18 protein-coding genes and 1 pseudogene are annotated in these 20,715 nt (G+C 58.3%); 14 read left to right on the forward strand and 5 right to left on the reverse strand.

Annotated elements, in window-relative coordinates:
* Window positions 1-467: 467 nt before the first annotated feature.
* The 5 genes and pseudogenes from VJV58_RS01195 to VJV58_RS01210 all read left to right on the forward strand — a co-directional run bounded on the left by VJV58_RS01195 (window position 468) and on the right by VJV58_RS01210 (window position 4,355).
* A complete protein-coding gene (locus VJV58_RS01195) occupies window positions 468-857 on the forward strand; it encodes a response regulator (protein WP_324135480.1) in 390 nt (129 codons plus the stop codon).
* Between the two features lie 217 nt (window positions 858-1,074).
* Window positions 1,075-1,881, forward strand: coding sequence for a helix-turn-helix domain-containing protein (locus tag VJV58_RS01200; RefSeq protein ID WP_324135481.1), 807 nt, complete (start codon window positions 1,075-1,077; stop codon window positions 1,879-1,881).
* Between the two features lie 71 nt (window positions 1,882-1,952).
* Complete coding sequence (locus VJV58_RS01205) at window positions 1,953-2,975, forward strand: MBL fold metallo-hydrolase (RefSeq protein ID WP_324135482.1); 1,023 nt, start codon at window positions 1,953-1,955, stop codon at window positions 2,973-2,975.
* 46 nt (window positions 2,976-3,021) lie between these two features.
* Window positions 3,022-3,127 (forward strand): annotated as a pseudogene (locus VJV58_RS22320) (PEP-CTERM sorting domain-containing protein); the annotation flags it as partial.
* Between the two features lie 328 nt (window positions 3,128-3,455).
* Complete coding sequence (locus tag VJV58_RS01210) at window positions 3,456-4,355, forward strand: ABC transporter substrate-binding protein (protein WP_324135496.1); 900 nt, start codon at window positions 3,456-3,458, stop codon at window positions 4,353-4,355.
* A gap of 301 nt (window positions 4,356-4,656) precedes the next feature.
* Here the strand turns inward: VJV58_RS01210 and VJV58_RS01215 are convergent, their stop codons facing one another.
* The 3 genes from VJV58_RS01215 to VJV58_RS01225 all read right to left on the reverse strand — a co-directional run bounded on the left by VJV58_RS01215 (window position 4,657) and on the right by VJV58_RS01225 (window position 9,035).
* Window positions 4,657-6,165, reverse strand: a complete 1,509-nt coding sequence (locus VJV58_RS01215) for an amidohydrolase family protein (protein WP_324135483.1) — start codon at window positions 6,163-6,165, stop codon at window positions 4,657-4,659.
* A gap of 447 nt (window positions 6,166-6,612) precedes the next feature.
* The gene (locus VJV58_RS01220) at window positions 6,613-7,872 is read right to left on the reverse strand and encodes a flavin-dependent oxidoreductase (RefSeq protein ID WP_324135484.1); all 1,260 of its coding nucleotides are present in this window, start codon (window positions 7,870-7,872) and stop codon (window positions 6,613-6,615) included.
* Window positions 7,869-9,035: an ABC transporter substrate-binding protein gene (locus VJV58_RS01225; protein ID WP_324135485.1), complete on the reverse strand. Its 1,167-nt coding sequence runs from the start codon at window positions 9,033-9,035 to the stop codon at window positions 7,869-7,871. Before VJV58_RS01225 ends, VJV58_RS01220 begins: the two co-directional genes overlap by 4 nt.
* A gap of 143 nt (window positions 9,036-9,178) precedes the next feature.
* On the opposite strand from VJV58_RS01225, the gene VJV58_RS01230 reads away from it, so the two are divergent.
* From VJV58_RS01230 to VJV58_RS01240, 3 genes are all read left to right on the forward strand, one after another.
* Window positions 9,179-10,117 (forward strand): LysR family transcriptional regulator, encoded by a 939-nt coding sequence (locus VJV58_RS01230; protein ID WP_324135486.1) that lies wholly within the window; start codon window positions 9,179-9,181, stop codon window positions 10,115-10,117.
* Between the two features lie 290 nt (window positions 10,118-10,407).
* Window positions 10,408-11,196, forward strand: coding sequence for an alpha/beta hydrolase (locus tag VJV58_RS01235; RefSeq protein WP_324135487.1), 789 nt, complete (start codon window positions 10,408-10,410; stop codon window positions 11,194-11,196).
* A 41-nt stretch (window positions 11,197-11,237) separates the two neighbouring features.
* Window positions 11,238-12,320, forward strand: a complete 1,083-nt coding sequence (locus tag VJV58_RS01240; protein ID WP_324135497.1) for a PAS domain-containing sensor histidine kinase — start codon at window positions 11,238-11,240, stop codon at window positions 12,318-12,320.
* Window positions 12,321-12,494: 174 nt separating this feature from the next.
* Here VJV58_RS01240 and VJV58_RS01245 read toward each other — a convergent pair whose 3' ends face one another.
* The gene (locus tag VJV58_RS01245; RefSeq protein ID WP_324135488.1) at window positions 12,495-13,403 is read right to left on the reverse strand and encodes a LysR family transcriptional regulator; all 909 of its coding nucleotides are present in this window, start codon (window positions 13,401-13,403) and stop codon (window positions 12,495-12,497) included.
* Between the two features lie 121 nt (window positions 13,404-13,524).
* On the opposite strand from VJV58_RS01245, the gene VJV58_RS01250 reads away from it, so the two are divergent.
* Together VJV58_RS01250 and VJV58_RS01255 are read left to right on the forward strand one after the other, a co-directional pair.
* The gene (locus VJV58_RS01250) at window positions 13,525-14,007 is read left to right on the forward strand and encodes a cupin domain-containing protein (RefSeq protein ID WP_324135489.1); all 483 of its coding nucleotides are present in this window, start codon (window positions 13,525-13,527) and stop codon (window positions 14,005-14,007) included.
* A gap of 437 nt (window positions 14,008-14,444) precedes the next feature.
* The gene (locus VJV58_RS01255) at window positions 14,445-15,362 is read left to right on the forward strand and encodes an ABC transporter substrate-binding protein (protein WP_324135490.1); all 918 of its coding nucleotides are present in this window, start codon (window positions 14,445-14,447) and stop codon (window positions 15,360-15,362) included.
* A gap of 201 nt (window positions 15,363-15,563) precedes the next feature.
* Here the strand turns inward: VJV58_RS01255 and VJV58_RS01260 are convergent, their stop codons facing one another.
* A complete protein-coding gene (locus VJV58_RS01260) occupies window positions 15,564-16,340 on the reverse strand; it encodes a class I SAM-dependent methyltransferase (protein ID WP_324135491.1) in 777 nt (258 codons plus the stop codon).
* A gap of 295 nt (window positions 16,341-16,635) precedes the next feature.
* Between VJV58_RS01260 and VJV58_RS01265 the strand changes: the two genes are divergently transcribed.
* The 4 genes from VJV58_RS01265 to VJV58_RS01280 all read left to right on the forward strand — a co-directional run bounded on the left by VJV58_RS01265 (window position 16,636) and on the right by VJV58_RS01280 (window position 20,679).
* Window positions 16,636-17,598 carry an ABC transporter substrate-binding protein gene (locus VJV58_RS01265; RefSeq protein WP_324135492.1) on the forward strand — a complete coding sequence of 321 codons (963 nt, stop codon included), beginning with the start codon at window positions 16,636-16,638 and terminating at the stop codon, window positions 17,596-17,598.
* A gap of 425 nt (window positions 17,599-18,023) precedes the next feature.
* Entirely contained in the window at window positions 18,024-18,878 is an 855-nt protein-coding gene (locus VJV58_RS01270) for an ABC transporter substrate-binding protein (RefSeq protein WP_324135493.1), read from the forward strand.
* A gap of 115 nt (window positions 18,879-18,993) precedes the next feature.
* On the forward strand, window positions 18,994-20,034 hold the full coding sequence (locus tag VJV58_RS01275) for an ABC transporter substrate-binding protein (protein WP_324135494.1): 1,041 nt from the start codon (window positions 18,994-18,996) through the stop codon (window positions 20,032-20,034).
* A 216-nt stretch (window positions 20,035-20,250) separates the two neighbouring features.
* Window positions 20,251-20,679: a hypothetical protein gene (locus tag VJV58_RS01280; protein ID WP_324135495.1), complete on the forward strand. Its 429-nt coding sequence runs from the start codon at window positions 20,251-20,253 to the stop codon at window positions 20,677-20,679.
* Window positions 20,680-20,715 lie beyond the last annotated feature (36 nt).

Consider the following 20,715-nt stretch of genomic DNA (forward strand, 5'->3'; position numbering starts at 1 on the left):
GCGCGCACGCCGTGACTAATCACCGCAGTCGAACTGTGATCCAGTTCACCTCGTGCGCTCCAAAAACTCGGTAGATGGGAGTTAGATGATCAAGCAACGAGGTTCGATCATGCCCGGTTTATTCGATTTTCTCTATCATGAGTATTGCCGAGCGCTCCTCGCTAAGATGCGGAAACAGCTTCTACTCGTTGACAGTCGCGAAGTACCCGAAGCGAATTGCGATGCCGACCATGCCGAGGGCGCTGCTGATCGGGCTGGCGATTCATGTGGCACGCGACACGAGGCCGACCACGCTAGGCCGATTTGAAATAGCCTTGCGGCCTCGGCCTTTCCATGAGCTACGACATCATCGTGAAACGGCATGGTGGCAGCACTATCGACATTGATACCGAGCCCGGCGTATTCACGGAGTTCGTCGTGACGCTGCCTCGAGCAACGTCCGGGCAAAAGTCGGAACGGAGTGCAAATTGAGTACGTACATTGTCGTCGTCGACGACGAGCCTGATGTCGAAAGCATGTTCCGGCAGCATTTCCGGCGAGATTTGCGTTCGGGGCGTTTCCTGATGGAATTTGCACTATCTGCGCCGGCCTCTTTGGAGCAGGTGAAAGCGATCCCTGATCCGTTGCTGATTCTGATCCTGTCCGACATCAACATGCCCGGGATGAGCGGGCTTGAGATGCTGCCCAAAGTAAAGGCAGAACGCCCAAACGTTCCCGTCATCATGATTACGGCCTACGGGGATGATGCGACTAGAAAGAGGGCCACCGAACTCGGCGCAGCCGGATTGCTTCCCAAGCCCATCGAATTCGGCTTGCTGCGCCAAGAAATCGACCAGCGGTTGGAAAGGTTCGCTTAGGTCTCCTGTTGGCCCAGAGCTGACATCGCGGACGTCGCGGACCATGTCCGCACTTGGATGCGAACCGGACTTGGTCCGAGTGCAGAACAACATCGCCTTTTGACCCCGAGCGGAAATCGGTCCGAATCTAAATAGCGACTTGCTGCAACGCGTTATAGTGTCGCTGCCGCCTACGTAATGGGCTTCCCGCCTTGGTCATTCTTAATGGGAAACTTCGATGGACGTCAGACGAGCGATGCCACATCAGGCGCTCCGCAGCATTGTTCGCTCCTTCGAGGAGCGGCGCGCAGTCTTAGGCGCCCAAGTGCTCGCATTTCCACTCACTGCACGCCCTCATCAGATCATCGATATCTATCTGGAGGATTGCTTGCGCGTTCGCGCGGATGGCGGCCAACTGGAGACCGCACCGGAGGCTGTCGTGGTCGGGCCGCAGGGCTCGCGTCGGATTCACATCTACGCTTCGGGCCAAGTTCATATTTTCAACATTCTGCTTCAGCCGGCCGCTCTCCACCGGCTTGTCGGAATTGATATGACGTCCCTGACAAACGAAGGTGTCGCGGCACGCGACGTGCTCGGCAGGTACGCGCCGCTGCTAAACGACGCCGTTCGGTCGGCACAAGATTTTGCGTCACGCATAGCTGCAGCTGAAAACTGGTTCGGCATGATGCTCGAGCGCAGCGCACCGGACGATCGGATTGGCGAGGCGTCGAGGACCCTGCTAACCGCGCGGGGCAACCTCCGCATCGATACGCTAGTGAAACAGTCCGGTTTGAGCCCGCGCCAATTTCAACGACGCTTCACGACGCAGGTGGGTCTTTCTCCCAAGCTGTACGCACGTACGACCAGGTTCGATCACGCGCTGACGGCGCATCGCAACCAGCCGGCGACCCCCTGGACGAACATTATCCACGATGCCGGCTACTATGATCAGGCGCACTTCGTTCGAGAATGCCATGCACTTGTTGGAGTCCCACCCAGTCAGTTCATAGGGGATTGGGATAATATCTTTTTTCTACATGGCTGAAATATACAAGCGCTAGGTGCTGCGTCATGCTTTGCTGGCGATAGGCTGGACAAAGCACCCGCGGAGGCCTGATGGCTGGAAGTATCAGGAAAATGCCCTGGAGCTTGTTGGTTGGTGTCGCGATATCCCTCGCGATAGGTCCTGGCATTCCAAATATCGCTGCAAGCGAAGAACACCCGGTCTCCGGCGAAATCGTCGTGACATTGCTGGGTACAGGCGGTCCTGAACCTACTGCGACGCGTTTTGGACCGGCGACCCTGATTCAAGCAGGTGGCCTAAGCCTGCTGTTTGACGCTGGTCGCGGGGTAACGGTGCGCCTTTATCAACTCGGCATCTCGTCCGGCAAAGGCATCGATGCCGTCTTTCTCACCCACTACCACTCCGATCATGTGGAAGGCCTGCCGGATCTTTGGATGACCGGCTACATGTTCGGGCCATTCGGATCCCGGAGCCGGCCACTGCGGCTGTGGGGGCCGTCGGACGGCAAGGAGCCCAGCGGGGCAGCTAGGATCGCCAAAGGGCTCACCGAGGCTTTTTCCGACGATACGCGCATCCGCGAAGCCGACGAACATATTGCGACCATTGCAACCCAAATCGAAGCACGCGATTTTCAACCGGATCGCGTCGTGTTCGATGAATCCGGTGTCAAAGTCACGGCGTTTACCGTCGATCATGGCGATCTGGTCAAGCCTTCTGTCGGGTACCGCATCGATTACGGATCAAGGTCCGTAACACTGTCGGGCGATACGAAGTTCAGCGAAAACCTGATCAAGTTCGCCAGCGGGACGGACCTTCTGATCCACGAGGTTTTTGCGATGTCGCCGCAATTGGCAACGCTACCGCAACTGAAGCCGGTCGCAGACCATCATTCCTCTCCCGAGCAGGCTGGCGCGGTGTTCTCACGCGTTAAGCCGAAGCTCGCCGCCTATTCGCATCTTGTGTTGCTCGGCGTGAGTGCGGACGAAATCTTGTCACGGACAAGAGGCGCATATCAAGGCCCGGTGGCGGCGGGCGAGGACTTGATGCGCTTTGAAGTCGGGAACAGCATCGTTGTAAAGAGATGGAATCAGGACCTTCGGAGATACTCTGACTAGACCCAGAACGAGCATTGACGTTCCGCTTCTGGCATTTTTCGTCAGCGCCGTCCCCGAACCGTCAACATGAGGCGATCATGATCCTCGGCTTCGCTACCATTGGCTTTATGGCCTATCGGCGGAAATCAAAGCCAGCTTTGATGAGTCTCTGATGAACGATTATCGGATTTAGATTGAGAGCCGTCTCGGGCGGCTTTTTCTTTGGGCGACCTTCATCGCCATGTCTGGGCTTGGCCCAGAGCTGACATCACGGACGTCGCGGACCATGTCCGCACTTGGATACGAACCGGACTTGGTCCGAGTGCACAACAACCTCGCCTTTTGACTCAAATCGGACGCCAATGAACCTTTCAGACGACAATGGTACGATATATCATCTCGATCCCTTTCCTGGGGCTTTGTATGAGACGGCGCGAATTCATCGCACTTCTGGGCGGCGCGGCGGCATCGCCCCTTACGGCGCATGCGCAACAATCTACCATGCCGGTCGTGGGCTTTCTCCATAGTGGTGTTGAGTCACAATCATCTCATGTAATCGGATTTTCGAAGGGGCTCGCCGAAGTTGGTTTTGTCGAAGACAGAGATGTCAGAGTCCATTATCGCTTCGCCGAAGGGCGCTATGACCAGCTCCCGGCGATGGTAGTCGAGTTGGCGAGCGTGCCAGTCGCGGTACTCGCTGCGACAGGTGGCGTGCAAACCGCGCTCGCCGCTAAATCGAACGGTGGCCCGATTCCAGTCGTTTTCGGAAACGGGAGCGACCCTGTGCAGTTCGGGTTAGTCGCGAGCCTCAATCGACCAGGGGGCCACATCACGGGAGTAAGTTTTTTTACGGCTACGTTGGAGGCGAAGCGACTTGGTTTGCTATCGAAACTGGTCCCTGATGCGCGAGTATTTGGAGTGCTCGTAAATCCGACCAATGAGAACGTTGAAAATCAACTGAAGGATGTTGCGCAAGGCGGAATCACGTTGGGCCGGCCGCTCATCATTCTGAAAGCCAGCACCGAAGCGGAAATCGAAAAAGCATTCGGAGGGTTTGTGCAGCAGGGTGCAGATGCCCTGCTGGTGGCTTCCGACCCATACTTCTTTGGCCGGCGGCAAACGATCCTTGCTTTAGCCGCGCAATACAGTTTGCCTGCCATTTACGAATGGAGTCAGTTTGCGCAGGAAGGTGGGCTCGCAAGTTACGGGACCAATCTTTTTGACAATTATCGTCTGGTTGGGCTGTACGTGGGGCGCATCCTCAAAGGCGAAAGGCCGGCGGATTTGCCGGTTGTCCAGGCCACCAAGTTTGAATTCGTGGTCAATCTTAAAGCCGCCAAATCGCTCAGTATCACACTGCCGGCTGGACCGGTTTCTACCGCGGACGAGGTGATCGAATAGGCGTCGACGGATGTCGCCTATTCGCACTTAACCGACTTCCAAACCGCGCCGCCGAATTCCGCTAGCGGCAAAGCGGAAGTGGAGTGGGCGGGGCAATGTTGTGTGACCCAAACCGGAGATTGACGCTGCGCGCCATAATGGGCGGGGGCGGTTTTGACCCGCAGCGGAAGCGGAAGTAGAGGATTTTATCGATCGAAATCACATCCCAGCGACAACGTTCAGTTAGAGAGGAACGACTTCTCTCGAATTGTCGTCCCTCTCTGATCTTCACTCCTGAACCGGTACGAATTCGGGATCATTGCTATGCGGCGCGAACGTATCCGTATCGCAGGTTCGAGGGTTCCTTGGCGTCCCGTGTGTACTCATTCTTAAGCGCCGCGAGGCGATCTTCGGAAAAGGCTGGCATGCTGCTATTGTCAGCCGCCCTCAACTTGATCTTGTAGAACCTGATAGCGTTGCCAGCGAAGATCTGCTGCTTGACCGCGCTGTTCGCGTCGCCGAGCGGCGCAAACCCGTACTTTTTCTGCATGTCCTCCGGAATTTCGAGCCGGCGCAGGGCCTCGATCTGCCACTGCGGTGAGCCGTACCAAACCGAGTCGGTGCCCCACATGACATGATCCACCCCCATGCCCTTGATCAGCGTGCCGACCAGCGCGGCGCAGAACTTCGGATGCGCGACCGCCGAGTTGGCAAAGGACGTCCCTAGCTCGGCATAGACATTGCTGACGCCGAACTTCTGCGGGATTTCGGCAAGATCAGAGGCCCACTGAATGCGGCCCGTCTGTTCGAAATCCGCCCACGCCTTGTCCGGCAACTCAAGGAACGCCCGCAACGCCGAGTGATAGATCACGAAGTTCATCTGTGGCCAATCCTTGGCTGCCTTTCCGATGTCCCACGCGGTTGCGTATTCCCACACACCCGCGAACGACTTCTCGTAATCGGGCGGCAGCAGACCCTTGTGGATGCACAGCGTGTTGATGCCAGCCTTCACCGCCTTCTCGTAGAACGGATACATGACCTGCTCGTCATCGAGCCGCCAAGGGAACTTGGAGGGCGCCAGCGGATCGCCGATCGTGTAGGACTTCCAGGAATCCGGCTTGTAGACATCGATCGCCTTGTCAACTTCCTCCATCCAGCCCGGCTGTTTGGGCGTTATGACGCTGTGTGCCAACATGCGCCGGGAGCCAGCGAAGTCATTGACGAGTTCGCGCGCCTTGACGATCTGTTCGTTGGACAATAGCCACCAGCTCGGATCATCAAACGGTGCTCCACTCAAGAGAGCCATGTTGGTGTCGCTATCGTAGAAGATTTCCTTCACGTAGTTCTGGAACTTGTAGCGGGCGAGCGACGACACGCCTTCCTCCTTCATCTTCGGGTTCCAGTGGTCACTCGCAAACTGCGCCAATCCCAAGAGCTCCTTGTGGTCGAACTCGTCGCGGACGAAGTGGGTTTGGACGTCAAATATGAACTGCTCGGCGAGGGTTTGCGCCCGGGCAAGCATCAATTCGGGTTCGCGAGCCTCGGCGGGCGCGACTTGGAAGACGTTGCCGTAGACATCGTTCATTGCCAGGAAGGCCGCAGCCATGCCGCAGCTCGTGTGCAGGAACTGCCTTCGGCTCAGGCCCAGCCGTTTGCCGTTAGCCTCAGCAAGCTCGTTAATTCGACTTTCAACCTTCTTCTGAATGGCGCTCTGCGGGGGCGGGAGATACTCGCCGTTTGACACGATCTGGGTAGGAATCGGCGTGGGCGCCGATGCTGTTTCGGCGCCGGCAACGAGGCGCTGTTCTCGCTCACTAAGCCAACTACTCATCGTTCTCCTCCCTTGTTTTGTTGGACTGGACTAATGCCCGTTGCCCCCATTTGGCCGAGCGCCTGGCCCCTTCCGATCCACTAACCTTCCGATCCGCTTAGGCGGATACGCTCGGCGTAGGCATTCTCTTATCCCGCGACGAGAACAGAAGGTGTGCTTGAGAGTTTGATAGGATCAGCGGAAGCCGCACTTGGATTCAACGCCCAAACTTTTACTAGCGCAAGCGATGTAATTTGGCAGGCTCGCTGTCCCAACGCCTCTTCCCGTGGCTGCGAGGAAACGACCATGTCCGGAGTTGGCCATTAGCGACCTCCCAACCGCGGCCGCCGATTGTCCGTTATCGGCGGCAAAGCGGAAGGCGTGGACGTGCGGCAGTGTCGCCTAAGAACACTCGGCAGACTCAGAGCGCGAATTTTCGTTAAGCGACTACCAGAAGCTCGATGTTATCTATTCAGGAGATAGGTATGACGGCCGATTGTTGACTGTTTCAACATCGACACCTGCCGCCGCCGCAAAGGAAGCGGTGATGGCGTCGATCTCGCCTCGCGAAATCACGTCGTTGACGTGGACGAAGCCGTTCGGCGCCCGCTCTTCCGCAAGCTGCATCGCGGCTTCCGGCCCGAGATTGCGGTTTCGCAAAATGATGTCGTTCATGGCGGGCCTGCGTTCGCCGTCGTAGCGTGCGAGCGCTGCCACCGGATCGCCTGTCTCGCTCAACGCTCGGGTGAGCGCGCGCGCATCAAGGATCGCCTGCGAGCCGGCCTGACCGCCAATCGGCTGCATCGGATGGGCGGCATCACCAAGCAAGGTGACGCGGCCGAACGACCACGCTGCTACCGGATCGCGATCAACTAGGGGAAACTCGTAGATATCGGGCGATTGCTTAATTAATATCGGTAGATCGAGCCACGGAAATTTCCAGGTGCTGAACGCGGCAAGCACGTCTTCCTTTTCAACCCGCCTGTTCCAGTCCTCACGCGGCGGTGCCCGGTCCGTTACCGTCTTCTGACAAATCCAGTTGATCAGCATCTTGCCGCCCGACGCCGTGCCGATGGGATAGACGATGATGCGCTGGCCGAAATGACCGGCAATCACCATGGTCTGGCCATCGAGGAATGGCGCAGCCTCAGTCGCCGCCCGCCAAAGCATCTGCTGGGCGAAACGGGGCTCACCTTCGGTCGGATACAGCCGATGTCTCACGGCCGAATGGATGCCGTCGGCGCCAACGAGGACGTCCGCATCATCGACCACTTCGGATCGGGACTGGCGGTCAAAAAAGACGACCCGTACGCGGCGGTCGTTCTGGGCAAATTCGGTTAGTTTCAATCCGCATCGAAAATTGTCGTCACCGATGCGTTCGCGGGCGGCACGGAGAAGGAGAAGTTGCAGCTTCCCGCGATGGATAGAGTATTGCGGCCAACGATATCCAGCTGCCAGCCCCCTCGGCTCGTCATGGATGAGCTGGCCAAACTTGTTGCAAACGTTGAGCCGCGGCGTGGCGATGCCGGTTGTCGCAAGCGCGGTGCCAAGGCCAAGTTCGGTCAGCTCGCGCACGGCGGTCGGCTGCAGATTGATGCCGATCCCGAGGGGCGCGGGTTCGCGAACGGCCTCGTAGACACGGACCGATATCCCAGCCTGATGCAGGCTGAGTGCCAGGCTCAGCCCGCCGATGCCGCCTCCAGCAACGATGACCCTGATATTGTTCATCGCGCCGCGACGCGGGGATCTCGGACGTTCTTGAAAGTTTCGAACTCGACATTGCGTAGCTCGCCACCGGCTTTCTCGACCTTGCGGATGTAGATGTTGTGTACGACCTCGCCGGTGCTGCGGTCGATCGACATCGGGCCGCGCGGGCTCTCCCAAGCCATGCCCTTCATCGCTGCAATCAACCCTTTGCCGTCGACCGAGCCTGCGGTCTTCTTTAGCGCCTCATAGATCACGTGCATGCCATCGAAGCCGCTGACTGCCATGAAATTTGCACCGTCCTTGGCTTCTTTCCGATACGCACCGCTGAAGGTCGTGTTAAAAGCCGACGGGTGCGCAGCCGAGTAAAAGTGAGCGGTTATGGTGCCGAGCATGGCATCGCCCATGTTCGGCAGGGCCTCGTCGTCGGTGAGGTCGCCGGGGCCGGTCAGCATGATGCCCGCCCTATCGAGACCGCGCTCGACGAACTGCTTGGCGAAGGTCGCCGCCTGCGTCGATGGGACGAATACGAACAGCGCTTGTGGAGCAGCTTCCTTGACGCGCTGCAGAAACGGCGCGAAGTCGGGATTGCGCAGAGGTACGCGGATCGCTTCCGTCACCTGTCCGCCGGCGGCTCTATAGTTGTTGGTGAAGCTTTCCTCGGCCTCGAGACCGGGAGCGAACTCCGTTACCAGGGTTACCGCCTTGCCGAGTCCTTGCTTCATCGTCCAGTCGGCGAGGATCGCTGAAGATTGCGCCAGCGTGCAGCTGGTGCGGACGAAGAAGGGAGACTTCTCGACGACCGCCGTCGTGCTCGAGATCATGATGACGGTGGGCTTCTGCGCTTCGGTGATGATCCCTGCGCTGGGCAACAGATCGGCGGTCAAGCCGCCGCCGATGACGTCCACCTTGTCATTGACAATCAATTCCTGGATCAGTCGTTTGCCCGTCTCGCCTGATGAGGCGTCGTCTCTCAGGATCAGCTTGATCTTCTTCCCGGCGACCGAGTCGCCATGCTGCTTCATGTAGAGTCGAGCGCCTGCGAGCACCTGCTGGCCTGCCGCCGCCAATGGCCCGGTCAACGGCATGACCATGCCGATCTTGACGGCATCCTGTGCGCCGGCGCTCGCCGTCGCGATAGTCGAAAAGGCGAAGATGGCGGCACTGAAAAGGCTTCGGTTTGGCATGTCTCCCTCCGTCAGCCCGGCTCGGCTTCCGGGGGACCGGATTTCACCGACGCCGATTGCAGATTGAAATGCTGCCTCCGTTCGCTGTAGTTTGGAAGTTCGATTTTGAGACAACCCTGTAGCTTCTGGACTAAGGGATAGAAATGGAATGGTCTGACCGGATCGGGCGGCGCATTAGGCTACGCGATCTTCACATCGTGCTGGCCGTGGCGGACGCGGGCGGCATGGCGAAGGCGGCCCAGAGGCTCGCGATCTCCCATCCGGTCGTCTCCAAGACGATTTCCGATCTCGAGCAGATGCTCAATGTGAAGCTATTCGATCGCACCGCCCGGGGCGTCGAGTTGACGACCTATGGTCAAGCCTTACTCAAATGCGGCGTCAACGTCTTTGATGAGATGCGACAGGGACTAAAGCAAATCGAGTTTCTGAGCGATCCGACGTCGGGCGAACTCGCGGTCGGCTGCCCGGAGATCATGAACGCCGGGATCGTGCCGGCGATATCTGAACGCTTCCTGCGGCAGCATCCGCGGGTGCAACTCCGGGTGGTTCATGCCGACATCGCGCTGGCGCAGTTCGATCCGCTGCGCGAGCGAAAAGTTGAGCTCCTGGTCGGACGGCTATCGGAGCCATTTGTCGAAGATGACCTGCTGTTCGAGCCTTTACTGCAGGAGCCCTTTGTCGCGGTCGCCGGCACGAGCAGCCAATGGGCACGCCGGCGCCGGATCGAACTAGTTGATTTGATCGAGGAGCCCTGGGTTCTCCCCCCATATGACAGTACGGCTGGCGGAATCATTTCAGGAATCTTTGCCGCCAGCGGATTGAAATCGCCCCGTCCTGGCGTTGCGACGCTCTCGATTCAGCTGACTACCACGCTTATCGCGACCGGCAGATTCGTTGGCATCCTGCCGAATTCGGTGGCGCAGTTCAGTGCGCGGGGAGCAGGTTTGAAAGTTCTGCCTACGAAAATTCCGGTCACGCATTATTCTATTGCAATCCTCACAGTAAAAAATCGCACTCCGGGTCCGTTAGCCAGATTGTTCATCGAGCACGCGAGGGCTGTGGCAAAATCGTTGTCGACCTAATCGGAGACGCGGCCTGTCCGACACCACGACTCCTGAGACAAAGATTGAGTTTGCCTGTGGCCTCTTGGCAGAACTGGCGTGCACGCCTGCGATGTCCAATTCCGGGCGGGGACCCGAGTTCGATCAGGCCGCGGTCGCTGCAAGCCTTGTCTTCGCCGCAGGTTCCGCTTGGGACTTCCGGGGTGCTTATCCCGATTGGGAATGGCTCCCCATCGATCCTTGTCTGGCCCATGAAAGCGTACCGGTGCTAGCGTTTGACTCCGGCGGAAAGTTCCGCTCCGAGGAAGCCAGTGGGCGTAATCCAACGAAATAACGTGCATGTTCGCGGATCGGGCAAGCGGACCATGATGTTTGCCCATGGGTTCGGCTGTGACCAGAACATGTGGCGGTTCGTCGAGCCTGCCTTCGCCAACGAGTTCAGGACGGTACTGTTCGACCATGTGGGCGCGGGCGGTTCCGACCTGAAGGCCTATGACAAGGAAAAGTATTCGACATTGGCGGGCTATGCCGACGACATCATTGAAATCGGACGCGAGCTTAATTTTGCGGATGCGGTGTTCGTCGGTCACTCCGTCAGCAGCATGATTGGGGCGCTGGCGGCGCAGAAGGCGCCGGGCATGTTTGGCAAGCTTGTCATGGTCGGTCCTTCGCCTCGGTACATCGACGACGGTGATTACCGAGGTGGCTTCAGCGAGAAGCAAATCGAAGAGCTTCTTCAGTTCCTTGAGTCCAATCACATGGGGTGGTCGGCACGGATGGCACCCGCCATCATGGGCAATCCGGATCGGCCTGAGCTTGGCCAGGAACTCACCAACAGCTTTTGCCGAACTGATCCAGAAATTGCCAAAGCATTCGCCCGGGTCACGTTCAAGTCCGACAATCGAGCGGACCTGGCAAAAATTGCTGTTCCGACGCTGATCCTTCAATGCAGCGATGATATCATCGCTTCAGAAAACGTTGGCGAATTTGTCCATCGCGCAATCCCAAAGAGTGAAATCGTAATGCTTAAGGCTACCGGGCATTGTCCCAATCTCAGCGCGCCCGATGAAGTTATCGCCGCGATGCGAACGTTTGTCTGAGTCTTCCCGTGGATGAGCTTCGGATCGACAATTTCGAAGACATGTTTGAGAACGCACCGTGCGGGTACATCACGCTGCTGCCGAGTGGACGCGTCGAACGCGTGAACAAGACGCTTCTTAGCTGGATTGGTCACACGGCCGAACAGGTGGCCGGCAAACCCTTCAGCAACTTTCTCCAGATCGCGGGGCGCATCTATTTTGAAACCCACATTGCGCCGCTGTTGCGAATGCAGGGATTTTTCAATGAGTTCGCGATCGACATGATCACGGCGGCTGGTGAGCCGGTCCCGATGATCGCGAATGCTCTCGAAGGGCGGGATAGCACCGGCAAACCTCTGTTTATTCGGATCGCGCTGATCAAAGCCGCCGATCGGCGCCGATACGAGCATAACCTTGTGGAGGCCCGCGATGCTGCCAAGACCAGTTTGGCGAGCGAGCGCGAAAGGTCGCGATTGCGGGAAGAATTCATTGCCGTGCTCGGCCATGACCTGCGCAACCCACTGGCCTCGATCAGTGCCGGTGCCCGTATCCTGGGGCGCGAGGCAAAGAGTGATAGGGAGCATCAAATCATCGCTATGTTGGAGACGACCGTACTGCGGATGGCGGGACTGATTGATAACGTCCTCGACTTCGCGCGAGGCCGTCTCGGTGGAGGAATCACGCTAAATCGGGATAGCGGCAAACCGCTTGAGGACGTGCTGCACCAGGTCATCGACGAACTTCGGTTATCTTCGCCCGGCCGCCAGATAGAAGCTGAATATGCGATCGATGCTCCCGTTGATTGTGATAGAAGTAGAATAGGGCAGCTAGTCTCCAATCTAGTCGGAAACGCGCTTAGTCATGGCGCGTCCAATCAGGCGGTTCGGGTGCGTGCAGCTACCGAAGATGGGTTTTTTACATTGTCAGTCGCGAACGGCGGTGAACCCATCCCTCGGGCTGCTTTAGACCGGCTATTCGAACCATTCTTCCGAGGCGAGGTGGGTGCGAGTAGGCAAGGCCTCGGCCTGGGTCTCCACATTGCGGCGCAGATCGCAAAGGCCCACGGGGGAACGCTGACCGTAAGCTCAACAAGCGAGGAAACTCGCTTCACCTTTATGATGCCGCTTCAGCAGCGTAGTACTTGAGAGCGCGAGGTCCGGTAGGGGCCCAAAGCGGACGCCTCGTGCGCTGCCACGAATGTCTGCTTTCGGGGCCAAAGCTAACATCGGTTCGGCATCATTGATGGCAGCTATTAACCCAAAGCCGAAATGGGCGCGATGGACGTAATCGGATGCTGTACGCGGGCCTCCTTCTGCATCCTAGATATCGGCATCCCAATAGGGCGGCTTTCCGAAACAGCGGACGAGATGGTTGACGAAGGCGCGCACCTTCATGGACATCAGCCGGCTGCCGGGATAGACGGCGTAGATGGCGCTGGCCGGTAGCTCCCATCCGGAAAGTACGCGCTTGAGCGCACCGTTGCGCAGCGGGTCGGCCGCAGCCCATGTCGGCAGCACGACGATGCCAATACCGTCGAGCGCCGCCGCGCGCAGCATCTCGGCACTATTGCTTCGGAAACTCCCGCTCACCGACATCACCTGCTTCCCGCGCGCTCCTGCGAGCGGCCATTCGGCGCCCCATGGCAGCACCGTCGTGCAGATGCAGTTGTGCTGGGCCAGATCCTCCGGCTTGTGCGGCAGGCCGCGCTCGTCGAGATAAGCCGGCGCAGCACAAAGGATGATGCGCGAGGGCGCGAGCTTGCGCACTACTAGGCGAGAATCTTCCAGCACACCGATGCGAATGGCGAGATCGATGCCTTCGTCGACGAGATTGACATGGGCCGGACTGAGCGTGATGTCGACGGCAAGCTCGGGATAGCGCTTCAGGAAGGTCGAAAACGCGGGAGCGACATGCATCCACCCGAAGCTGTCCGGCGCTGAAATCCGGAGGGTGCCGCGCGGTTCACGCTGGAGCGCAATCGCCGCCTGCTCTGCCGCTTCAGCCTCGGCGATAATTCGAACGCAGTGGCGATAATAGGCAGCGCCCGCCTCAGTGACGGCTACGCGACGGGTCGTTCGATTCAGAAGGCGAACGCCGAGGCGATTCTCGAGCCGTTGCACATGCGCGCTGACCGCGGACTTGGAAATCTTCAAGCGATCCGCCGCTGCCGAAAAGCTTCCGCTATCGACCACACGAACGAAGGCGGCGATTCCGTCGAGAGCATCCATTCGGCCGATTGTCCTGAAATCAGAACAGCAAGTCCAGAGGATACAGGCTAATCAGACACCCCAACCCGGCCTAGATTTGTCGCGCTGACGATCATTTGGGGCAGAGAACAGGAGGTTTGAAATGAGCAACAATCTCGCCGCAGCAACGACACTTTCACCTGAGCCACACGCCGGTTCGACACTGAACGTGTTGGGCGTCACGCACATCTACAAGGTAACGGGTGCCGAAACGGGCGGATCGTTGTCGTTTTGGGAGGCCGTGATCCCGCCCGGAGCGGGTGCGCCGCCGCACACCCATAGCCGCGAGGATGAAGCCTTCTATGTCCTGAGGGGCGAGATCCTGATCGAGCGCGAGGGCGCTCCCGCGCCGCTTACTGTCGGCCAGGGTGGTTTCTTCTTCGGTGGCCGCGGGCGCTATCACGCTTTCCGCAATGCCGGAAACGAGACCGCTCGCGTCCTCATGCTCAGCACCCCGAGCTGCGGGCTTGACCAAATGTTCGCCGAGTTCGAAGCCGCCAGCTCTGGCGGCAGCATGCCGGATCTCGGAAAACTGGTGGCGATTGCTTCCAAGTACGGTGTAACCATCAAACCACCGTCCGCATGAAGCTCGGAAGCCGCGCCGGACGCCGCGGGTTCTTGCCCACATCAGCCGCTCCCTCCCGAGCGGGTCGCGATTTCGGCAATTGGCCCAATGCCGATATCACGGGCGTCGCGGACGATGTCCGCACTTGGATGCGAACCGGATTTGGTCCGAGTGCACGACGATGTCGCCTGTTGGCCTTTAGCCGACCTGCCGATCGGCGCGACCGATGTCTGCCGTCGAGGGCCAAGCGGAATGATCGCGACGGTCGAGGGCGTCTGCAAATGACCCAACTCAGACTTTGCGTGTAATCTCGTCTGAGAGGCAGTCCGACGCCACTCCTCGGACAATCTCAAAGGCTGCTATAGTCTGCAGACTGGGTAGGAGCAGCTTTCCAGCGAGGTCATATGCGGCGACGCGGATTCATCACGCTTGTAAGCGGAGCGGTAACGTGGCCGCTCGTGGCAACGGCACAACGGATAGCAGGAAGGCCGCATGTCATCCATCTCGCCCCAGTTGACGTCCCGTCGCAGCCTGACGCCACCCGCAGGCTTCTAGGGGAGCTTGGTTACGTTGAGGGGCGCAATATTCATCTTGAGTTTCGGAACGCAGCGGGAAATGTCGATGCGCTCCCTGCACTTGCGCAGGAATTGGTGCGGGAGGGCAGCCTGGATGTCATTATCGCGATAAGCACGCCTGCTGCGCTCGCCGCCTATAAGGCAACTCAAACTATTCCGATCGTCGCCTTTACCGCTGTTGATCCGGTTGCGTCGGGACTGGCGGACAGCCTTGCGCGTCCGGGTCGCAACGTAACTGGTGTCGCGGTTTTTTCCGAGGAAACCACTGTTAAGCGAGTCGAGCTGATGCGGGAGGTCGTGCCGCGCGCTGTTCGTCTGGGAACAGTGACGACCAAAGTCAGTAGCGGCGCACAGAGCCTTGCGCCCGTTTTGGAGACTGGCCGCAAGCTCGGTTTTACAGTTGAAGCCATCAACATCGATGACCCCGCTGATGTTGCAAACGCCCTGACTCCAGAAGTCCTCGCCGGATTTGATGCACTTGTGTTTGTCCCAGATGTTGTGCTCAGCGCCCAGATGGCCAAAGTCATCAACCTGGTGAACATGGCTAACAAGCCGGCGATTTTTCCTTCCCCCGACTGGGTCAGCAATGGCGGCTTTATGTCTTTCGGGCCCGACTTTTCAGACGCTACACGTCACTTGATCTCACAGGTTGATCGCGTTCTGAAAGGCGCAAAGCCAGGCGAGTTGCCTTTCGAACGTCCCACCAAATTCGATCTAAGGATCAACCTCCGGATCGCCAAAGCCTTGGGTGTTGAGCTGCCCGCGACCATCCTCGCTCGAGCCGACGAGGTGATCGAATGAGCGAGGGCGACTTCCGAACTTTGAGACATGTCGCCGCGTTGAAGAATGTCCGTGTCCGGGGACGAAACAGAAGTAGCACGAGCCTGAGGCGACTTCCGTTTTTGAGCCAACCCGGACATCAGGCCGAGCGACGGGCTAGGTCGTAATGCAAACTTACACCGACCACCGTAACGGCGCAAAACCAAGACGCTGTCCTGGCCCTTAGGAGGATCGTTTCGCCGTGTAGAGATGCGCTTCATACGCGAGTTCGAACTCGCCTCCATGGGCAGCGATAGCTGCGGCTAGCGCTGCAAACAGCGCTTCGCGTTGCGGCTCCGCCAAGAGTTGATAGAGCGACTGCGTACGCAAAAGGTTGACGAAACTTGACCCGGTGTACGACCACTTCCATGGGTAGCTCTTGTGCGTTACGGCAGCGAACAGTCTCGATTCGTCAATGAGCGTCGCGACAGGACCGCCCGGCAAGTACCAGGTCTCGGCTGCGGCCTGCTCCCATAGCGAGGGCACATGGTGCGCGTATATCCGCTTGAACGCGTCGAGAAGCGGCGATGCGAGCCCCACGGCCTCGTTGCCGAAGACGGCAAGAGAGCCGTCTGGCGTTAGTACTTCCGCGACCTTGGTGATGCGCACTTCCGGCGCAATCCAATGCCATGACTGCGCCGCGACGACGAGCCTGAATGCGCCGAACTGCGGCGGCCATGCTTCAAAGGTCGTCTGTATAAGTTGGATGTTTTGGAATCCCGTGAGCTTCTTCCGCGCGACGCGGAGCAAGTCGGCACCCGGATCCAAGGCGACCACGTCCAAGCCCCGCAGCGCAAAGCCTGCCGTTGCCTTGCCAGTGCCGCAGCCGATTTCGAGGACGGGGTCGCCCGGCTTGAGACCTGCGAAGGCAACTATGTCGTCAAGGAGGGCGTCCGGGTAGCTTGGCCGCGCCGCATCGTAAAGATTGGCTACCCTATCAAAGGTGAAGCGCCGTTCCATAGGTCGTCCCTTCTACAAGACGGCGGGAAACACGGTTCAATACAGCCGTTCCCGGCGTAGCGCACGAGTTTACGTTCTCACGACATCCAATAGTCTATCGCGAGCAACTCCAACTTCCGCTCTTGGCCCTTAGGGGACGTGCCGGGCACGCGTACCACTGTCCGTTCTCGGGGGCAAAGCAGAAGTGATACGAGGCGACGACCACTTCCGGTTTTGACCCAAAGCGGACTGCGCTGGGCTTTTATTGTACCGTTGAAAAGGACTATGTTCGTCCTGAACTGTGGCTTGGGCTGAAATGAAGCGTCGCGACTTTATTACAGGGCTCGTTGCCGCCGCCGCTTGGTCGACCGCCGCCCGCGGCCAGCACACGGCACCTAACCGTATCGGCTTTCTGCGCGTAGGGCCACCACCACCCACTTACATCGGAGGCTTTCACCAGGGCCTTCAGGAACAGGGGTTTGTCGAGGGGCGTGACTTCGTCATCGAGTACGCGTTGGCTCAGAGCGCCACACGAATATCGGAAACGGCGCTTCAACTCGCACGCTCCAAACCTGATATTATAGTTGCGGCCGGAACGCCAACTGTTTTCCCGGCCAAAGACGCCGCTGGCGATATCCCAGTTGTATTCGTTACGACTTTCGACCCGGTTGCGACGGGACTGGTCCCTAGTTTGGCTCGACCAGGTGGCAATGTCACAGGAGTTACCGTAATTAGCGGCGAGCTTATTGCGAAACGCCTGGAGATGATCAAAGAGTACTTCCCGGCATTCACCAAAATTGCGATATTGGTCCGCGACTCAAGCCCGACCACTCCCGAATACATCCAGCACTCCCGGCTCGCGGCACAAAAGCTGGGGCTCACGCTTCAGGTGCTTACTGAGCACGAGCCCACTGACCTTGAGCGGCTAATCGTTGCCGCGCGCGACTCGGACGCGCTGTTGGTCGGAGATGATACCGAGTTCACGACATTTAGAAAAAAGATCGGAGAACTTGCGATCAGCAATAGAGTGCCGACTATTCACGGATTAAGGGAAATGGTGGACGCCGGCGGTCTGATGGCATTTGGAGCGAGTTTCCATGATCTCTATCGTCGTGCTGCAAGTCAGGTCAAAAAGATTCTTCAAGGCGTAAAGCCTGGCGATCTCCCCATTGAGCAACCGGCGAAGTTCGAACTCGTGGTGAACGTTGGGACGGCCCGAGCGCTCGGGCTGCAGCTTTCGCCGATGCTTCTTTCTCGCGCCGACGAGGTGATTGAATAGCGAGATACTTGGCCAATGCACTATGTCTGCTGTTGGCCCTAAGGGCCAGCCGGCTCGATTCAAGCAGGTGATCAACCTAAAAGCTGCCAAAACTCTAGGGTTGACGATTTCGTCATCCTTGCTGGTCACCGCCGATGAGGTCATCGAGTAGGAAAGCTGCGATGCATAAGTCCGAATCTGGCCCAACTGAGACAGCGATGGTGGATTACGCCTCAGGCTGTTTCAGTATCATTTCCGACTAGTCGGTCTCCTGCAAAGTGCTAATCTTAGTTTGAACAAGGCGACTTGGCTTGGGGGAGAGCTTGATTAGGCGACGCGAGTTCATTGGTCTCATCGGGGCAGCGGCTTGGCCGTTTGCGGCCGTTGCCCAGACCACAAAGGTTTATCGCGTTGGCACGCTCACAGCTGGTCCCCCAATCTCTCCTATGGCAGAACGTGGGGCGGTTCTCTTCGATGGGCTGGCGAAGCATGGCTATATGCTCGGCCACAATTTAGTCCACGAGGCGCGTGGCGCGTCAGGCAAACTTGAGTTGGTGCCGCGCTTAATGCAGGAGCTGAAGGCGGCGGGAGTGGACGTTGTTGTGACTGTTAGCTACCCAGCGGCCGCCGCAGCCAAAGTATCAGGCGTTCCAACTGTGCTCGCATCCGGCTCTGGCGACCCCGTTAAAACTGGGTTGGTCGAAAGTCTCGCGCATCCGGGCGGTAACGTAACCGGAATAGCTGATGACGCCTCGATACTTTCCACCAAGCGCCTCTCCTTGCTGGCAGCCATGTTACCCAAACTTCACCGTGTAGCGATGCTTTGGAACAGGGATGATCTTGGCATGTCGATGCGTTACGACGCATCGGCAGAAGCTGCGAAGGGGGCTGGAATTATCGTGCAGCCGCTTGGCGTTCGGGAGCCTGACGACTTCAATGAAGCTTTCGAGGCGATGAAGCGCGATCCACCGGACGCGATCCTGATGGTTTCAGACTCGCTGACGCTTCTAAACCGCAAGCGGGTGATCGACTATGCGGCCGCCCACCGTTTACCAGCAATTTATGAGGCAGAGTCGATCGTTCGCGAAGGCGGCCTGATGTCCTACGGAGCCGATTCAGGCGAATCTTTCGATCGCGCCGCAGCGATGGTCGATCTCATCCTCAGGGGTACCAAACCAGCCGACCTTCCCGTTGAGCAGCCTACGCGCTACCAGTTTGTCATCAATTTAAAGACTGCGAAATCGATAGGACTCGATATTCCTGCGACACTGACTGCGCTCGCGGACGAAGTGATCGAATAGGGCCCGTGACTTCCGTTGATGGCCCTTATGCGAAGTCCCGACGGAATGGGCTAATGTCCGGGTTCGAGGGCAGACCGGACCTGTCGCGGATGGCAATTCGGTAGCGATTGACCCAGTGTGGACCATCGCCAGCCTTGCCTTTGCACATTTGAAGGATACGACCTGCGAGCCTTGGACGATGGAAATGAACCGACGCGATTTCATTGCAGGTCTGAGCACGCTGGCGGCCTTTCCTGTCACGGTGCGGGCGCAGCAAGGAGATAAGCCGGTTCGCGTTGGCTTTCTTTCAATGGGCGCCGGGCCAAACCCAAACGCTTATGGCTTCCAAAAGGGATTGCGGCAGCTCGGATACGTCGATGGTCAGAACTTGGTCCTGGTCAATCGATGGGCTGCCGGGCAGCGAGATCGACTCCCAGATCTCGCGAACGAGCTGCTGGGGTCAAATGTTGACCTCATTGCTTCGCATAGCACCGAAGCGATCGAAGCAATTCGAAGCCTCAGCAGGACTATCCCCGTCGTTATGGTCGCCATTTCGGACCCTATAGGCAGTGGCTTTGTAGCGAGCTTCGCGAGGCCTTCAGGGAATACGACGGGCGTTACTCTTTTCTCCAATGAATTGGCCGGCAAGCGTCTGGCAATGCTCAAGCAGTTTGTTCCTCAGCTCAGTCGCGTAGCAATACTTGCCGAAAAGGGACGAGGGCCAACTGAAACACTTGTCAGCGAAACGCAAGCTGCGGCGAATACGTTGCGTGTTGCGCTGCAAGTCTTTGAAGTGAGTTCGCAAGAAATTGCCGATGCTTTCAAGTCGATGGAAGCAGAGCGGCCCGACGCACTCATCATCCAGCAAAACCTGTCTTTTACAAATCGTCTCCGGCAAATCGCCGACCTGGCAATCGGTCAGCGCATTCCAACCATTCATCCAACGCGGGAATTTGTCGAAGCAGGAGGGCTGTTGGCATACGGCCCGAACCTATTTGCTCTGGGTGAGCGCGCAGCTTGGTATGTAGATCGGATTCTCAAGGGGACGAAAGCCGCCGACCTTCCGGTTGAACAACCAACTCGATTTGAATTGGCGCTGAATTTGAAGACCGCAAGGGCACTCGATCTGCAACCGGCCCCGTCACTGATCGGTACCGCTGACGAGGTAATCGAATGAGGCGAGCATGTCGGCCCTTGGCCCAAAGCCGACATCACGAGCGTCGCGGACGATGTCCGCACTTGGATGCGAACCGGACTTGGTCCGAGTGCACAACGATGTCGCCTTTTGACCCAAAGCTGACGAGGTGGTCCGTTCGAACGCCTTGCGCGGAACGGACGTATAATCCGTTCGTTACTGCCTCAAGGGCGGCGTATCCGGAAAGGATGCAAGGCCATGAGAGTTCCCACTACCATCGTCGCGCTCGCGATCATCCTCGGCGGTGCCTCGATTTCGCTGGCGCAGCCTAATACGCGAGGCGCGGTTGAACTGAGCAACGGCACAAAGGTGCGGCAGAGCCCATCGCTGCCGAAACTCAACCTCACGAACATGCAGCGCGAGCAAATTCGCAAGGCGGTGCTGACTGAGCACAACGAGGTTGAGTTCCGGCTAAAGGCCACCAAGTCCGCAAAGGACTTTACTCCTGCGGTGGGCGCGAAACTTCCAAAAGGCGTCAAGGCCCAATCACTACCAACACCAGTTCTGTCGCAAATACCGGAGCTGCGTGACTACATGTACGTGAAAATGAAGGATCAGGTGCTGATCGTGAACGGCATGACCAACAAGATTGTTGACATGTTCTCGGAGACGCAGCCGGTCTCTTGAACCACATTGGATTTGCTCGCCGGCGCCCGCCAGCGT

The organism is Bradyrhizobium sp. (assembly GCF_035273305.1).
In the GTDB taxonomy this organism is placed as follows: domain Bacteria; phylum Pseudomonadota; class Alphaproteobacteria; order Rhizobiales; family Xanthobacteraceae; genus Bradyrhizobium.

Coding starts and splice junctions, on each gene's coding strand:
- VJV58_RS01220 (WP_324135484.1), bottom strand. CDS start 7,872: ATGAACAATATCAGGGTCATCGTTGCTGGAGGCGGCATCGGCGGGCTG.
- VJV58_RS01250 (WP_324135489.1), top strand. CDS start 13,525: ATGAGCAACAATCTCGCCGCAGCAACGACACTTTCACCTGAGCCACAC.
- VJV58_RS01200 (WP_324135481.1), top strand. CDS start 1,075: ATGGACGTCAGACGAGCGATGCCACATCAGGCGCTCCGCAGCATTGTT.
- VJV58_RS01280 (WP_324135495.1), top strand. CDS start 20,251: ATGAGAGTTCCCACTACCATCGTCGCGCTCGCGATCATCCTCGGCGGT.
- VJV58_RS01225 (WP_324135485.1), bottom strand. CDS start 9,035: ATGCCAAACCGAAGCCTTTTCAGTGCCGCCATCTTCGCCTTTTCGACT.
- VJV58_RS01240 (WP_324135497.1), top strand. CDS start 11,238: ATGTTTGAGAACGCACCGTGCGGGTACATCACGCTGCTGCCGAGTGGA.
- VJV58_RS01205 (WP_324135482.1), top strand. CDS start 1,953: ATGGCTGGAAGTATCAGGAAAATGCCCTGGAGCTTGTTGGTTGGTGTC.
- VJV58_RS01270 (WP_324135493.1), top strand. CDS start 18,024: ATGGCAGAACGTGGGGCGGTTCTCTTCGATGGGCTGGCGAAGCATGGC.
- VJV58_RS01245 (WP_324135488.1), bottom strand. CDS start 13,403: ATGGATGCTCTCGACGGAATCGCCGCCTTCGTTCGTGTGGTCGATAGC.
- VJV58_RS01230 (WP_324135486.1), top strand. CDS start 9,179: ATGGAATGGTCTGACCGGATCGGGCGGCGCATTAGGCTACGCGATCTT.
- VJV58_RS01265 (WP_324135492.1), top strand. CDS start 16,636: ATGAAGCGTCGCGACTTTATTACAGGGCTCGTTGCCGCCGCCGCTTGG.
- VJV58_RS01260 (WP_324135491.1), bottom strand. CDS start 16,340: ATGGAACGGCGCTTCACCTTTGATAGGGTAGCCAATCTTTACGATGCG.
- VJV58_RS01215 (WP_324135483.1), bottom strand. CDS start 6,165: ATGAGTAGTTGGCTTAGTGAGCGAGAACAGCGCCTCGTTGCCGGCGCC.
- VJV58_RS01210 (WP_324135496.1), top strand. CDS start 3,456: ATGCCGGTCGTGGGCTTTCTCCATAGTGGTGTTGAGTCACAATCATCT.